This is a genomic window from Pseudonocardia terrae, assembly GCF_021343995.1.
GTDB lineage: Bacteria > Actinomycetota > Actinomycetes > Mycobacteriales > Pseudonocardiaceae > Pseudonocardia > Pseudonocardia terrae.
Map to the genome: position 1 here is coordinate 1 of NZ_JAJTTE010000055.1, position 14,214 is coordinate 14,214.

Consider the following 14,214-nt stretch of genomic DNA (forward strand, 5'->3'; position numbering starts at 1 on the left):
CGTGTGTCACGACTCGCCCGAATCAGCGCGCTTCACCGGTGGATCCAGGCTGAGCCGCGGGACGACCACCGGACCGCCGGCCGCTCGGCGCCATTGCCCCCGTCCCACCCGCCCACCTACAGTGCTTAACGATCGTTCGTCCAGCACCGGGAGGCCGACGATGTCCCCCCTGCAGTCCCCCGAGCGACCGGTCCCGGCGACGCCCGTCGCCGAGACCCTCACCCGCGTGGTGGCGCTGCTCGCCGACGACGCCCCGGCCGGGGCCGTCACCGACGCCGTCGCCGGGCTGCCGGGCGAGCCCCTCGCCGCACGGGCGGCGGCCGACGCGCTCGCCGTGCGCGACCTGCTCGACCTCCGCCGTCGGCGGGAGCGCGAGGGCGCGGCGCTCAACGCGACGGCCCGCGACCTGACCTCGCTGCGTAGCAGCGGCGAGGTGCTGCGCGCGATCGTCGAACGGGCGCGGCGCCTGCTGGGCTCGGACTCCGCCTACATCGCCCTGGTCGACGAGGCGACCGGCGACGCCTACATGCGGGTCACCGCAGGCACCCGGACCGACGGGATCCGGGCCGTCCGGCAGCGGCCCGGGTACGGGGTCGGGGGCTACGTCATCCAGACCGGGCAGGCGCTCGCGACCTCCGACTACCTCGTCGACGAGCGCATCCGGCACGACCCGCTGGTGGCGGCCGCGGTCGGCGCCGACGGGATCGTCAGCATCGCCGGCGTGCCGATGAGGACCGGCTCCACGGTGATCGGCGCGCTCTTCGCCGCGCACCGGGTCCGGCGCGACTACGACCAGGCCGAGATCGCGCTGCTGTCCTCGCTGGCCGCCCACGCGTCCGTCGTGATCGAGAACGCCCGCCTCTACGAGCGCATTCAGTCCGTGACCGCGGAGCTGCGGGAGGCCGGGGCCCGGCTCGCGGCCCAGCGGCACGCGCTCGAGCGGGCGGCGTTCGCGCACGAGCAGCTCATGCCCCTCGCCCTCGAACGGACGGAGGTGGCCGAGCTCGTCCGGGTGGTCCGGCGCATCCTCGGCGGCGGCGCGGTGCTCCTCGCCGGGGACGGCCGGGTGCTCGCCGAGTGCCGCGACGACTCCGGCCGGGCCCCCGCCGACCTGCAGGCGCACGAGGTCGAGGTGCGCGTGGGCGAGGAGTCGCTCGGGTGCCTGCGGCTCCTCCGCCGCGGGCCCCTGTCCCCCGCGGACGAACGCACCCTGGAACGCGCGGCCCAGACGGCGGCCCTGCTGCTCGTGATGGACCGGCAGGCCGCGCTCGTCGCCCGGGAGGTGCACGCCGAGCTCCTGGCCGACCTGGTGGCCGACCGCGCGCCGGACTGGGCGGTGCTGCAGCGCCGGGCGGTCCGCTCGGGCATCGCGGACTTCGAGCGACCGCATTCGGTGGTCGTCGCCGGCACCTCCCGCCCGCAGCAGGGACCGCGGGCGTTGCCGGGACCGGACCAGCCCGTGCTCGGTGCGGCCGTCGCGATCGCGGAGCGGTACGGCGGGCTGGCCGGGGTGCACGGGGAGACGATCGTCCTCCTCCTGCCCGGGCTCGACCCCGACGACGCGGCCCGCCTCGTGGTGGCCGAGCTGTCCGCGGTGGCCGGCCGACCCGTCACCGCGGGGGCCGCCGGGCCCGGCGCGGGCGCCCGGGTGCTGCGCGGGCTGCACCGATCGGCGGCGCGCTGCCACCGGCTGCTGCTCGCCCTCGGCCGGGAGGGTCAGGGCGCCGCCCTGCCCGACCTGGGGATGCTCGGCACCGTGCTCGAGACCGCCGACCCCCGGCAGATCCGCGGCCTGCTGGACCGCACCCTGGGCCCGGTGACGGCCTACGACCGGGCAAACGGCTCGAGCCTGCTCGCCACCGTCGAGGCCTACTTCTCGGCGGGCCAGAGCCCGCCGGCGACGGCGCGGGCGCTCGGCATCCACGTCAACACGGTCTACCAACGGCTCGATCGCATCACCGACGTCCTCGGGGGACGGCGGTGGCGGGAACCCGCCGGCGCCGTCGAGATGCAGCTGGCCCTCGCGCTGAACCGGCAGCTGGGCGAGCCGCTCGGCCGGGCCGGGAGGCCCGCGGCCGCGAGCGGGTGGGGCGGACGAGCGGGCCGGTGAGCCGGCCGGCCGGAGGCACAGCGGTCGAAACCGTCCGGAGCCACCCACGGCCGGCCGGACTCGTCCGTCCTTCCTCGCCCGTCGGCCGCTCAGCGGCGCCGGTCCACCCTACGGGCAGTGCGTCGTGCGGTGCGTCGTGCGACCCTGCGTGATCCGAACATCTCTACCTCCGCGGTGCCGTCGTCGTTGTCGTCGTGATCGTCGTCGTGGTGGTGGGCGCGCCGGTCACCTCCTGCTGGCCGACGCCGTCTCCAGGAGGTGCTGGTCCTTGGCCTCGTCGTTGGAGATCAGGCCGATCTCGACCAGGTCCAGCGGGCTGATGAAGGCGTCGTTGATGCGGAAGCCGTGGGCCTCGGCGACGGCGTCGCGCAACGGCACCGCCCAGTGGTGCTCGATCAGGAGGAGCGCTGCGGCCGAGTCGTTCGGGATGTCGGCCAGGACGTCCCACGCCTCCTCGTCGGAGAACACCGTGGCTCCTTCCGCCGCCGCCTCGGCACCCGCCTCGGCACCCGCCTCCATTCCCTCCTCGCCCTCGAAGCCGAGGCCGATCAGCGCGCCGATCTTGCTGCCGAGCTCGATCGCCTCGTCCTGGGACAGGTTGCTCAGGTGCATCGCCTCGATGTCGCCGGCAGCGTCCTTGTAGACGGCCAAGGAGTCGATCACCCGCACGGTGTCGCTCTCGCGCAACCTCTCCAGTTCCTCGATGATCCGGCCGTGGAAGTCCGGATGCCGGAATCCGAGAACGATCAACTGCACAGGCCCGATTGCCATGTCGCTTCCCTTCGACTGGATCGCGGTCCGGTCCGCTCCCCCGGTGGCCCGGCAGCGGACCGTCGGTGCCGAGCGTCACCGCGTCGTCGGCGGGTCGCCTCACCCGTGCGAGGCGAGGACGGCAGAGGCTCTTCGGCCGGTCCCGGCGCGCTCAGCCCGGCATCGCCTCACGGATCTCCTCGCGCAGTTCGTCGAGGGCCCGCTCCGGAAGGAGCGGGAACACGCGCCGGACCTTCTCGAGCCCCATTGCCACGAGCACGGCAGCGGCGGCGGCGACGACGATCGTCACGAGCGCGGCCGCCACGGTCGGGGGGAGAACCTTCTCCAGCATCCGCATGATCACCACGGTGGAGGTGCCCGCCGCGACGGCGCCGAGCACCACGCCGACGCCGAGGAACAGCACCCCCTCGAAGGCCGCACCCACCTTGCCGGCCAGCTCCTCCTGCGCGGTGCGCAGCTCCCGCGGGAGCAGCTCGCGCATGTCGTCGACGAAGGCGCGCATCGCCTCGGCGCCGGAGTCCGCGGTGCGTAGCTCCTGCTGGAACAGCCGGCGCACGTCGTCGACGAAGCCGCGGATCGCCTCGGTGCCGGAGCTCTCGGTGCCGGAGCTCTCGGTGCCGGAGCTCTCGGTGCCGGAGCTCTCGGTGCCGGAGTCCTCGGTTGCGGAGCTCGTGGGTCGATCGGGACCGCCGGCAGGGCTGCTCACCGATCCGGACGGTCGTGAGGTCGGCATGGGACTCTCCTCGGTCATCGCGTCGGCGGGTCGCTCCGGCCGGAGGGCGCACGGACGGGATCGTTGGTACACGCCTCGGCCCCCGACCGACAGGGCCGGGCGGGCGCACCGGTCGTCGTCCGGTCCGGGTGCGGACTCAGCGCCACCGAGGCGGAAACCGGCTCGGCTCTCGTCGGGGCTTCGGCGGCCCCGCCGCGCTCGCACACCAGCAGCATCGTGGACGCGCACGCCGCGACCACGAGACCGGCGGCGGGGTCGAGCCGACCGACGCGGAGCAGGACGACCGCGGTGACCGAGGTGAGCGCGAGCAGGACCAGGCGGGCTGCCCGCCCGCGCCGGAACACGCCGGGAGCGCGGCCGGTCAGGCTGTCGCGCACGATGCCGCCGCCGACCACCGTCACGAATCCCAGCGCAGCCGCGGCGACCGGGGTCTGCCCGACCGCCAGGGCCCTGGCCGTGCCGTTCACGCACAGCACGCCGAGCCCGACGGCCTCGACCACCCGCAGCGGGACGAGGACCCGCGGCACGTGCCGGCCGAGTACGGCCACGGCGAGGCCCGCGGCCAGCGCGGCGGCGGGGTCGCCGAAACTGTGCACCGCAACGGGCGGCGCGCCCATGGCGAGATCGCGGACGAGACCGCCGCCGAGCGCACTGACCATCGCGAAGAGCGTGACCGCCAGACCGTTGAGGCCGCGGCGCCGGCCCAACTCGGCACCGAGGGCGGCGATGGCGAAGACCCCGCCCAGCTCCAGGGCATGGCCGGCGACGCCGTAGACGGTCATGGGCACCTCCCGCTCCTGCGGCGACCGCTCGAGCGTCGCGTCGGGCAGGCCGATCCGGTGCCCTGCGACCGACCGGTGGAGAGAACGAACGCGGGGTCCCCCGGTTGGTGGACCCCCGCTTCGTGGGTCGCTGCCGCCGGTGGGTGCTCGCCGTTGGGCAGCGCCTGTCCGCCGCGGAACAGCCGGTCGCAGGTTGCCGTACAGGACCGGGCTACGGGGACGAACGTCCCGTATGTCGACGACGCAGGACCTCATCCCCCGGCGACCCTCGGCCGCGGCGGCGCGCAGCCGGCCCGACGGACCGTGGAGGGCGAGGACGAGGAGCCGATGGACGTCACCGCCCGCACCGCCGTGGTCGTCGGTGTCGACGGCTCGGCACGGCGCTCACCGCGGTCCGCTGGGCGGATGCCGAGGCCGCGGAGCGAGGCGCACCCCTGCGGCTGGTCGCCGCGGTGCCCTGGCGGATCTATCAGCCGCTCGGCGTTCCGGCGCTCGGCGCAGTACCAGCGGCAGGCCCTCACCCGGGGTTCCGAGCAGCACCTGCAGGCCGCCGCCGAGGTGGCCCGGGACGCCGCGCCGGAGCTCGTGGTCACGACCGAGGTCCGCGGCGGCGAGGCTCCGGCGGTGCTGCGCGACGAGTCGACCACGGCCCGGTTGGTCGTCGTCGGCTCCCGCGGCCGCGGTGGCTTCACCGGGCTGCTGCTCGGCTCGGTGTCCATCGCCGTGGCCGCGCAGGCGTCGGCGCCGGTGGTCGTCGTCCGTGGCGAGGGAGCCCCGCGGGACACCGGCGCTCCCGTCGTGGTCGGGGTGGACGAGAGCCCGCCCGGCGAGGCCGCGCTCGGGTTCGCCTTCGACGAGGCCGCGCGCAGGCGGGTTCCGCTGGTCGCCGTACGTGCCTGGGGCGACCCGGTCAACGACCCCTACCTGCCGGCATCATCGACTGGAACGCGGTGGAGACCGACGAGCGGGGGCTGCTCGACCAGTGCCTGGCGGCCCGGACCGCCGGCTACCCCGACGTGCCGGTCGAGCGGGTCGTGCTGCGCGAGCCTCCGGCGGCCGCCCTGGTCGCGCGGTCGCACGGCGCCGGGCTGGTCGTCGTCGGTTCACGCGGGCGAGGCACGGTGCGCGGAGCGCTGCTGGGCTCGGTGAGCCAGGCCGTGCTGCAGCACGCCGACGCCCCCGTTCCCGTGGTGCGGGCCGAGGCCGGCAACCTGCCGCAGCAGTGACCCCGACGGCGGAGACCCGAGGCTCGAGGCAGGGGCGAGCGCGACCACCGGCCCTCCGCGTACTGATCATCGGCGCCGGTGTCGGAGGGCGCGCCCTGGGCCAGAGACTCGTCGCGGCCGGCGGTGTGGGAGGCGTTCATCGCGTCGTCCACGGCTCCGCCCGGTGGCATCACGTTCCGCTCGGCGTCACAGTTCGACGCGCGACCCCATCACGACCGTCCGGCCGACGGGCAGCTTGAAGTTGGCCGCCGGCGTGGCGGCGTTGTGGGACAGCCCGATGAACAGGCGCTTGCGCCACGTGCTCATACCGGACTGGGTGCCGCGTTCGATCGTCATGCGGGACAGGAAGTACGACGCGAGATCCGGGTCGAAGTCCAGCTTGTCCGACAGCGCACAAGCATGGCGCAGGACCTCGGGCAGATCCTGCTCGTCCTGGAACCCGAATCGGACCGAGAGGTGCAGGATCCCGTACTGCTCGTCGAGCTCCTCGATCGCCGCCCGCCGGCTCGGCGGAACATGGGGCACGTTCGCCGGCCGCACCGAGACGATGACGACGCGTTCGTGCAGCACGTGGTTGAACGCCACGTTGGCCCGCAACGCCAGCGGGGCGGTCTCCTTCGTCGGGTGAGGGAAGACCGCGGTGCCCGGTACCCGGCGGATGTTCTCGGTGGTCAGCATCAGCAGGAAGTCGGGCAGCGGGCCCTCCACGTCGACGCGCCGCGCGGTGATGGTGCGTCTCCCCCGCTGCCACGTGGTCATCACCGTGATCACGATCGCGGCCACGAGCAGCGGTATCCAACCGCCGTCGAGGACCTTGGCCAGGTTGGCCCCGAAGTAGGCGATCTCGCTGCCACCGAACACGACCGCGACGGCGACCAGCTTCCAGCGCGCCCACCTCCAGGCCGTGGCGGCGTAGGTCACGAACAAGGTCGTCGTCAGGACCAGCGTGCCGGTCACGGCGACGCCGTACGCGGTCGCGAGTCTGCTCGAGGACTGGAAGACCACCATGAGTACGAGCACGCCGGCGAACAACAGCCAGTTCACTGCGGGGATGTAGATCTGGCCGCCTTCGACCTCCGAGGTCTGCCGCACGGTCAACTGCGGCAGGTAGCCCAGCCGCACCGCCTGCCGGGACATCGAGAACGCCCCGGAGATCACCGCCTGGGAGGCGATCACCGTCGCCGCGGTGGCCAGGACGACCAGCGGCAGCCGCGCCCAGGAGGGCGCCAGCAGGAAGAACGGGTTCCTAGCGGCCTGCGGGTCGTCCAGAACCAATGCCGCCTGGCCGAGATAGTTGAGGATCAGGGCCGGGAAGACGAGCGCGAACCAGGACAGCCGGATCGGACGGCGCCCGAAGTGCCCCATGTCCGCATAGAGCGCCTCGGCGCCGGTGATCACGAGCACGACCGCGCCCATCCCGATGAACGCCGTCACCGGATGCTGCACGAGGAACGCGGCGGCGTAGGTCGGCGAGAGCCCCCGCAGCACCCCGGGATGGCGGGCGATGTGCGGCACGCCCAGCACGGCGATCACCAGGAACCACACGATCATGATCGGCCCGAAGAGCCTTCCCACGCGGTGCGTGCCGAACCGCTGCGCCACGAACAACAGCGCGAGGATGACGATCCCGATCGGCAGCACGGCCTCGGTGAGGTCGGGTTGCGCGACCTCGAGCCCCTCGACCGCCGAGAGCACCGAGATCGCCGGCGTGATCAGCGAGTCGCCGTAGAACAACGACGCCCCCAGCACGCCGAGGCCCAGCGCGAACGCAGCCCGCCGCGCAGACGTCTTCATCACCCCGCGCACCAGCGCGGCGAGTGCCATGATCCCGCCCTCACCGTCGTTGTCGGCGCGCAGGATGAAGATCACGTACTTGACCGACACCACGAGCGTGATCGACCAGAAGATCGCCGAGACGACGCTGTACACGTCGTCGATCGTCGGCCTGATCGCCTGGTTGTCGATCGAGAACACCGTCTGCAGCGAATACAACGGGCTGGTACCGATGTCGCCGAACACCACACCCAGAGCGCCGACGGCGAGCCCGACCAGGCCCGACCGGTGCAGTGGCGAATCCTCCTGATTGCCCGCATCCGCTTGTTCGATGCCCGCCGAATCGCCCGCACCCGGTAGGGATTCAGACTTACCCCGGGTCATAGCGCCTCCTACCGACCCGCACGTTGGTGCTCCAGCAGCTCCGCTGTCCGGCCGTGCCAGCGTGTGTTCGTCCCACGATCGCGAGACGGTCAGTATCGGCCCTGGAGCGCGGAGCGGGTGCGGGCACGGCGGGCCAACTTCTTGCGTGTCGATTCGCAGGCCGGCAAGTGAGGGCGGACGAGCGGGCCTGTAAGCCGGATCCTGTTCCCGGGCGCCTCGCGGCGCTCCGTTCGGCGACCATCCATCTAGGCCTGCCGTCACCGGCAGGCTCGAGCGGCCTACCCGCAGGCTCGGACGGGCCGTCCTCGAACACCTGCGCAGCCTCCCGAGGGAGGCCTCTTGGCCTTGCTCCGGGTGGGGTTTACCGAGCCACCCCGGTCACCCGGGGTGCTGGTGGTCTCTTACACCACCGTTTCACCCTTACCGCGCGCCCAGGGGCGCGCGGCGGTCTGTTCTCTGTGGCACTGTCCCGCGGGTCGCCCCGGGTTGCCGTTGACAACCACCCTGCCCTGTGGAGTCCGGACTTTCCTCGGCGGCGTGATGCCGACGCGGTCGCCCGGCCCGCTCGTCCGCGCCACGGATCGTAGCGCGGGGATCACGGCGCGACGCACGCGGCTCCACGAGGATCGGGAAGGTCCCGGAGCCGGGCCCAACCTGGAGGGATGCGGGCGGTGGGTCAGCTGGGCGGCGCGGTCGGGGTGGGCGGGACGGTCGGGGTGGTCGGGGTCGGGACCGGCGTGGTCGGGACCGGCGGGCTCGGCGGCGCCGCGAGCCGCGTCTTGGTCCTCGTCCACGTCCGGGTGGGCGTGGACGTCAGCGCGCTGCCCTCCGTCGTGGGGGCCGGGCCGGGCGGCGTGGTCGACGGCTTGGGCGGACGGGTCCGCGTGGTCGTCGTGGGGGTCGGTGTGGGCTTCGGGGACACCGTGGTCGGCTGCGTGGTCGGTGGCGTCGTCGGTGGGGTGGTCGGAAGCGTCGTCGGCTGCGTCGTCGGTCGGGTGGTCGGAAGCGTGGTCGGCGTACCGAGCGCGGAGGACTCCGGCGCCGGGGGCGTGCGGGGCCCCGGGGCCGTCGGAGCGGTGGGGCCCGACCCGGCCGGAGGCCGAACCGCGGGAGGCCGGTTCGCGACGACCCCGACCGGCTGGGCCTCGTGGGACGCCGGCCCACCCTCCGTGCCACCCGGCCGCACGGGCGCGGCGTCGTCGCCCCCGACCGCCGCGGCCCGCGGCGGCGACGTGTCGTCGTCCACCGGCGCCCGGTCGTCCGCGGTCGAGGAGTCCGAGAAGCCCGAGGAGTCCGAGGTGTGGGAGGAGTCCGACGATCCGCCCGACTGCGCCAGGACGCGCTCCGGCGACGCGGCAGGCTGTTCCGGGCCGGCCACCATCTCCGTGTTCCCCGTCGTCGTGCCGGTCGCCGGCGACGACGGAACCGTGGAGGGAGGGGCCGGCGCGGGAGCGGCCAGCGGCGGACGCTCCGTCGGCGGAGGACCGGTCACGAAGGTGCGCAGCGTCCCCTCCCCCGACGAGGTGCCCACCCAGGCCGCCAGCAGCGCCCCGAGCCCGACGACCGCGACCACCCCGGCCACCGCCGCCCGCACCGCGCGCGTCGGGCCCTCGGGGCGGTGCAACAACAGCCAGATCGGCACCACGCACCAGCCGAGGATCAGCACCGTCGCCAGGACGACACCCCAGCGCTGCGACATCGCGACCTCCCCCAGCGGCCCCGCTCGGCACCGCGACCCCACTCCATAGTGCACCCCCGACCGGTGCGCAATGCAGTACCTCGTACCTCCGGCACCCGGACGTTACGGACGAGGCCGAGCGGCCCGCCGACCGGCCGTCTACTGTTCCCGCCGTGGTGGGCGCGTCGCCGGGTCAGCTGGTCTTCCTCCTCGCCGCCGGGTTGGTGGCCGGCGTGGTCAACGCCGTCGCCGGCGGCGGCTCCCTGCTGGTCTTCCCCGCCCTGCTCGCCGTCGGCCTCAACCCGCTGGCCGCCAACGTCACGAACTCGATCGCGCAGTGGCCGGGCTACCTCGGCATCGTCGCCGGCCAGCGGCTGGAGCTGCGCGAACAGCGCCGGCGCATCGTGCTCACCTGCATCGCCGCCGCCCTCGGCTCGGTCCTCGGCTGCGTGCTGCTGCTGATCCTGCCGGGCTCGGTGTTCGACGCCGTCGTGCCCGTCCTGGTCATCCTGGCCAGCATCCTCATGGCACTCGGCCCGTACCTGAAGCGGTGGATCGGCACGCCGGACGCCGACGCCCCGGACCGGACGGCCTGGCTGCTGCCGGCGGTGTTCCTCGCCGGCGTCTACGGCGGCTACTTCGGCGGGGCGCTCGGGGTCATCCTGATCTCGGTGCTGTCGCTGCTGGCCAACGACACGCTCGTCCGGCTGAACGCCCTCAAGGGCCTGCTGTCGCTCGTGGCCGCGACGGTCACCCTGGTGATCTTCGGGCTGCGCGCCCCTGTCGACTGGTTCGACGTCGCCATCCTCGCGCCCACCACGCTGATCGGCGGCTACCTCGGCGCCCGGATCGCCCGGCGGATGCGCGAGAACATCTTGCGCTGGTGCGTGGTGGCGCTCGGCCTGGCGGTCGGCGTGTACCTGCTCCTCAGCTGATGGCGTTCGTTCTCGCGGTCGCGCTCCTCGCGATCGTGCTGGCGGTCGCGGTCCTGCGGCCCCGCGGCCTCCCCGAGGCCGTGGCGGCGGTACCGGCCGCGGTCCTCGTCGTCGTGCTCGGGCTCCTGCCCTGGCCCGCGGCCGTGGCGGAGATCGGCGAGCTGGGCCCGACCGTCGGGTTCCTGGCGGCGATCCTGCTGCTCGGGCGGCTCGCCGACGCCGAGGGCGTGTTCACGTGGCTCGGCGCCCGGCTCGCGGGAGCGGCCCGCGGCCACGCCCCGCGGCTGTTCGGTCTGGTCTTCGCCGCGGCCACCGCGGTCACGGTGGTGCTGAGCCTCGACGCGACCGTCGTGCTGCTGACCCCCGTGGTCCTCGCGACGACGGCCCGGCTGCGGCTCCCGGAGCGGCCGCACGCCTACGCCTGCGTCCACCTCGCCAACGCGGGATCGCTGCTGCTGCCCGTGTCGAACCTGACGAACCTGCTCGTCTTCGAGGCGTCGGGGCTGTCGTTCCTCGGGTTCGCCGGGCTGATGCTGCTGCCGTGGCTGGTCACGCTCGCGGTGGAGTACGGCGTGCTCCGCCGGTTCTTCCGCGCCGATCTCGGCGAGTCGGTCCCGGTGCCCACGCCCCGCAACGGCGAGCGGGCGCCGCGGTTCGCGCTGGTCGTCCTCGCACTCACGCTGGCGGGGTTCGGTCTCTCGTCGACGGCCGGCGTCGCGCCGGTCTGGGTGGCGGCGGCCGGGGCGGTTGTGCTCGCGGTGCGGGCGCTGGTCCGCCGGGAGATCGGGTTCGGAGGGTTGGTCCGCGGGACCTCGCCGTTGTTCTGCGTGTTCGTGCTGGCGCTCGGCGTGGTGGTCGCCGCCGTCGCGACGCACGGGCTGGCGGGCTGGCTGGCCGGGATCCTGCCCGATGCGCCGACCTTCCCCGGGCTGCTCGGGGTCGCGGCCGTCGCCGCCGTGCTGGCGAACGTCGTCAACAACCTGCCGGCCACGCTCGTCCTGGTCGCCGCGCTCGGCCCGGCGCCGCACCCGGCGCTGGTCCTCGCGCTGCTGCTCGGGGTGAACTTCGGCCCGAACCTCACGTACGTGGGATCACTGGCCACGCTGCTGTGGCGCCGGGTCCTGCCCGTCACGCCGAGCCTGCGCACGTTCACCGCGGTCGGCCTGCTGACCGTGCCGGTGGCGCTCACCGCGGCGACGGCGGCGCTGTGGGCGGTGTGGAGCCTCGTGGGTTAGCTCGGGTCCCCGGGCACGTGGGAGGTGTCGTTGACCAGCCGGACCGACGCCCCGCCGTCGGGGAAGAAGTCCGCGATGCAGAGCGACGCCAGGTCCAGGTGCAGCCGGTAGAGGATCGAGCTGCCGCTGGCGAGAGCCTCCTGCAGGATCAGCTTGATCGGCGTGACGTGGCTGACCACGACGACCGTGCGGCCCGGGAAGTCGGCCACGATCTTGGCGCGCTCGGCGGCGACGCGGACCCCGGCCTCGGCGAAGCTCTCGCCGCCGGGCGGGGCCACCTCCGTGCTGCCCAGCCAGCGCGCGAAGAGCTCGGGATCCCGCTCGCGGGCCTCGACGAAGGTCAGGCCCTCCCACTCGCCGAAGTCCGTCTCGATGAGCCCGTCGCGCACCTCCACCGGCAGCCCGGTGGTGGCGGCGACGGCCTCGGCGGTCTGGCGCGCGCGCAGCAGCGGCGAGGTGAGGATCGCGTCGACGCCACCGAGGGCGCCGATCCGCTCCGCCGCCCCGGCCGCCTGGGACTCGCCCCGCGCGGTCAGCGCGGGATCGCCCAGCCCTGAGTAGCGCTTCTCCACCGACAGCGGCGTCTGGCCGTGTCGGAGCAGCAGCATCCGGGTCGGCGCGCCCTTCTGGCCGGTCCAGGCGGCGGAGCCGGAGGGGGTGGCGCCCGAGGGGGCCGAGCCCGTCACAGCCCCGACTCCCCCGTCCGCACCAGGATCGCCTCGCACTCCTCGCAGTGGACGACGTCGTCGGCGGCCGCGGCCTTGATCCGGCCGAGGAAGGTGCGGTCCAGCTCCAGCCGGCAGGCGCCGCAGCGGCGCTCGCGCAGCAGCCCGGCGCCGGCACGCCCCTGCTCCCGGCGCTTCTCGTAGACGCCCAGCAGGTCGGCGGGCAGGTCGGGGAGGATCGCCTCGCGGGCGCGGCGCCGGCCGGCCTCGGCGGCGTCGATGTCGGCCAGTGCGGTGTCGCGGCGCCCGGTCACGCCCTGCAGGCCCTCCTCGGCCTCGGCGAGCACGCGGCGGGCGTGGTCGAGGTTGCCGCCCAGCGCCTCCCGCTGCTCCATGACCTCGAGCTGCTCGTCCTCGAGGACGCCCTGCCGGCGGGCGAGGGTCTCGAGCTCGTGCTGCAGGTCGGCCGCCTGCCGGGCACTCACCCCGGACCCCGCGAGCGCGGCCCTGTCCTTCTCGGTGCGCGCCCGAACGCCCTCGACGTCGCGCTCCAGCCGGCGGATGTCGCGGTCGAGGTCGCCCGCCGCGGTCTCGGCCTCGACCACCGCGTCCTTGCTCGCCCGCACGCGCGCCTCGGCCTCGGTCAGCTCCGTGTGCTCGGGCAGCGCCCGGCGGCGATGTGCCAGCCGGGTGAGCTCCGCGTCGACCTCGGCCAGGTCCAGCAGCCGCCGCTGCGCGGCGGGATCGGCCTTCACGCCCCTCGTCCTCCTTCTCGGGTGATCACGCGCCGAGGGTCCAGGGATCGGTCCGGAGCCGGGACACGCGGGTCTCGACGCTACCCCCCAGCGCCTCGTCGACGACGGCCGCCGCCTGCGCGCACCACGGCCACTCCGACGCCCAGTGCGCGACGTCGACCAGCGCGGGCGTCGGCCGGCCGGGCAGCGACCCCGCCAGGAGGTGCTCCGACGCCGGGTGGTGGCGCAGGTCCGCGGTCACGTAGGCGTCGACGCCGGCCGCGATCGCCGCGGACAGCGCCGAGTCCCCCGCCCCGCCGCACACCGCGACCCGCCGGACCGGACGGTCCGGGTCCCCGGCCGCACGCACCCCCCACGCCGTCGGCGGCAGGGCGGCCGCCACCCGCTCGGTGAAGGCGGACAACGGCTCGGCCTCCGGCAGCTCCCCGACCCGGCCGAGCCCGCGGCCGGAGGGCAGCGCGGCCAGCTCGAACACGTCGAAGGCGGGCTCCTCGTACGGGTGCGACGCGCGCAGCGCCTCGACGACCGCGCGCCGGCGCTGCCGCGCCAGGACCATCTCGAGCCGGGTCTCCGCGACCCGCTCCAGCTTCCCGACCTCGCCGATCGCCGGGTTGGCCCCCGCGTGCGGCAGGAACTGCCCGGTCCCGGCCGTGGCGAACGAGCAGTGGCTGTAGTCGCCGATCTCCCCCGCCCCGGCCGCGGAGAGCGCCTCGTGCACGCCCCGCAGCGCGGGCCCGGTCGGGACGAACGCGACGATCTTGTCGAGTGGCTCCGCCGGTTGCGGCTGCAGCGGCGCCTCCACCCGCAGGCCCAGGGCCCCGGCCAACGCGTCGGACACCCCGGGGTCGGCCGAGTCGGCGTTGGTGTGCGCGGTGAAGAGCCCGACGCCCCCGCGGATCAGCCTGTGCAGCAGCGCCCCCTTGGGCGTGTCGGCACCGACCCCGTGCACCCCCCGGAGCAGCAGCGGATGGTGCGTCACCAGCAGTTGCGCGTCGGTCCCGAGCGCCTCCTCGACCGTCTCCGCCACCGCGTCGACGGCGAACAGCACGCGGCGCACCGGCTCGGCCGGGTCGCCGCAGACCAGGCCGACGGCGTCCCAGTCCTGGGCGAGGCCGGGCGGATAGACCGCCTCGAGGGCGGCGGTGACGTCGGCCAGCGACGCCTGGG

At 74.6% G+C, this 14,214-nt stretch carries 12 protein-coding genes, 1 other RNA gene and 1 pseudogene; 6 read left to right on the plus strand and 8 right to left on the minus strand.

What is annotated here, in order from left to right; genetic code table 11:
- The first annotated feature begins 160 nt into the window (after positions 1–160).
- A complete protein-coding gene (locus tag LWC33_RS27805) occupies positions 161–2,110 on the plus strand; it encodes a helix-turn-helix domain-containing protein (protein WP_233307651.1) in 1,950 nt (649 codons plus the stop codon).
- Between the two features lie 225 nt (positions 2,111–2,335).
- Here the strand turns inward: LWC33_RS27805 and LWC33_RS27810 are convergent, their stop codons facing one another.
- The 3 genes from LWC33_RS27810 to LWC33_RS27820 form a co-directional block, all read right to left on the minus strand.
- Positions 2,336–2,881, minus strand: a complete 546-nt coding sequence (locus LWC33_RS27810) for a hypothetical protein (RefSeq protein WP_233307652.1) — start codon at positions 2,879–2,881, stop codon at positions 2,336–2,338.
- 151 nt (positions 2,882–3,032) lie between these two features.
- Complete coding sequence (locus LWC33_RS36275; RefSeq protein WP_233307653.1) at positions 3,033–3,587, minus strand: phage holin family protein; 555 nt, start codon at positions 3,585–3,587, stop codon at positions 3,033–3,035.
- A 41-nt stretch (positions 3,588–3,628) separates the two neighbouring features.
- Positions 3,629–4,396 (minus strand): trimeric intracellular cation channel family protein, encoded by a 768-nt coding sequence (locus LWC33_RS27820; protein WP_233307654.1) that lies wholly within the window; start codon positions 4,394–4,396, stop codon positions 3,629–3,631.
- Positions 4,397–4,801: 405 nt separating this feature from the next.
- Here LWC33_RS27820 and LWC33_RS27825 point away from each other — a divergent pair.
- Together LWC33_RS27825 and LWC33_RS27830 are read left to right on the plus strand one after the other, a co-directional pair.
- A pseudogene (locus tag LWC33_RS27825) lies at positions 4,802–5,098 on the plus strand (universal stress protein); the annotation flags it as partial.
- Positions 5,099–5,346: 248 nt separating this feature from the next.
- Positions 5,347–5,622 carry a universal stress protein gene (locus LWC33_RS27830; protein ID WP_233307655.1) on the plus strand — a complete coding sequence of 92 codons (276 nt, stop codon included), beginning with the start codon at positions 5,347–5,349 and terminating at the stop codon, positions 5,620–5,622.
- Between the two features lie 186 nt (positions 5,623–5,808).
- Here LWC33_RS27830 and LWC33_RS27835 read toward each other — a convergent pair whose 3' ends face one another.
- Positions 5,809–7,779: a potassium transporter Kup gene (locus tag LWC33_RS27835; protein WP_372476705.1), complete on the minus strand. Its 1,971-nt coding sequence runs from the start codon at positions 7,777–7,779 to the stop codon at positions 5,809–5,811.
- Between the two features lie 174 nt (positions 7,780–7,953).
- An RNA gene (gene rnpB / locus LWC33_RS27840) (RNase P RNA component class A) lies at positions 7,954–8,347 on the minus strand.
- Between the two features lie 94 nt (positions 8,348–8,441).
- On the opposite strand from rnpB, the gene LWC33_RS27845 reads away from it, so the two are divergent.
- From LWC33_RS27845 to LWC33_RS27855, 3 genes are all read left to right on the plus strand, one after another.
- On the plus strand, positions 8,442–9,527 hold the full coding sequence (locus tag LWC33_RS27845; protein WP_233307656.1) for a hypothetical protein: 1,086 nt from the start codon (positions 8,442–8,444) through the stop codon (positions 9,525–9,527).
- A gap of 103 nt (positions 9,528–9,630) precedes the next feature.
- The gene (locus LWC33_RS27850; RefSeq protein WP_233307657.1) at positions 9,631–10,392 is read left to right on the plus strand and encodes a sulfite exporter TauE/SafE family protein; all 762 of its coding nucleotides are present in this window, start codon (positions 9,631–9,633) and stop codon (positions 10,390–10,392) included.
- On the plus strand, positions 10,392–11,627 hold the full coding sequence (locus tag LWC33_RS27855) for an SLC13 family permease (RefSeq protein WP_233307658.1): 1,236 nt from the start codon (positions 10,392–10,394) through the stop codon (positions 11,625–11,627). Before LWC33_RS27850 ends, LWC33_RS27855 begins: the two co-directional genes overlap by 1 nt.
- Here LWC33_RS27855 and LWC33_RS27860 read toward each other — a convergent pair.
- Genes LWC33_RS27860 through LWC33_RS27870 form a run of 3 tightly spaced genes read right to left on the minus strand, consistent with a single transcriptional unit; the run spans position 11,624 to position 14,203 of the window.
- Positions 11,624–12,313, minus strand: a complete 690-nt coding sequence (locus LWC33_RS27860) for a histidine phosphatase family protein (protein ID WP_308191020.1) — start codon at positions 12,311–12,313, stop codon at positions 11,624–11,626. The genes LWC33_RS27855 and LWC33_RS27860 overlap by 4 nt on opposite strands.
- Complete coding sequence (locus LWC33_RS27865; protein WP_233307659.1) at positions 12,310–13,047, minus strand: zinc ribbon domain-containing protein; 738 nt, start codon at positions 13,045–13,047, stop codon at positions 12,310–12,312. Before LWC33_RS27865 ends, LWC33_RS27860 begins: the two co-directional genes overlap by 4 nt.
- 25 nt (positions 13,048–13,072) lie before the next feature.
- Entirely contained in the window at positions 13,073–14,203 is a 1,131-nt protein-coding gene (locus LWC33_RS27870; RefSeq protein ID WP_233307688.1) for a Nif3-like dinuclear metal center hexameric protein, read from the minus strand.
- Between the last annotated feature and the right edge of the window lie 11 nt (positions 14,204–14,214).

Coding starts and splice junctions, on each gene's coding strand:
- LWC33_RS27820 (WP_233307654.1), bottom strand. CDS start 4,396: ATGACCGTCTACGGCGTCGCCGGCCATGCCCTGGAGCTGGGCGGGGTC.
- LWC33_RS27805 (WP_233307651.1), top strand. CDS start 161: ATGTCCCCCCTGCAGTCCCCCGAGCGACCGGTCCCGGCGACGCCCGTC.
- LWC33_RS27855 (WP_233307658.1), top strand. CDS start 10,392: ATGGCGTTCGTTCTCGCGGTCGCGCTCCTCGCGATCGTGCTGGCGGTC.
- LWC33_RS27810 (WP_233307652.1), bottom strand. CDS start 2,881: ATGGCAATCGGGCCTGTGCAGTTGATCGTTCTCGGATTCCGGCATCCG.
- LWC33_RS27835 (WP_372476705.1), bottom strand. CDS start 7,779: ATGACCCGGGGTAAGTCTGAATCCCTACCGGGTGCGGGCGATTCGGCG.
- LWC33_RS27845 (WP_233307656.1), top strand. CDS start 8,442: ATGCGGGCGGTGGGTCAGCTGGGCGGCGCGGTCGGGGTGGGCGGGACG.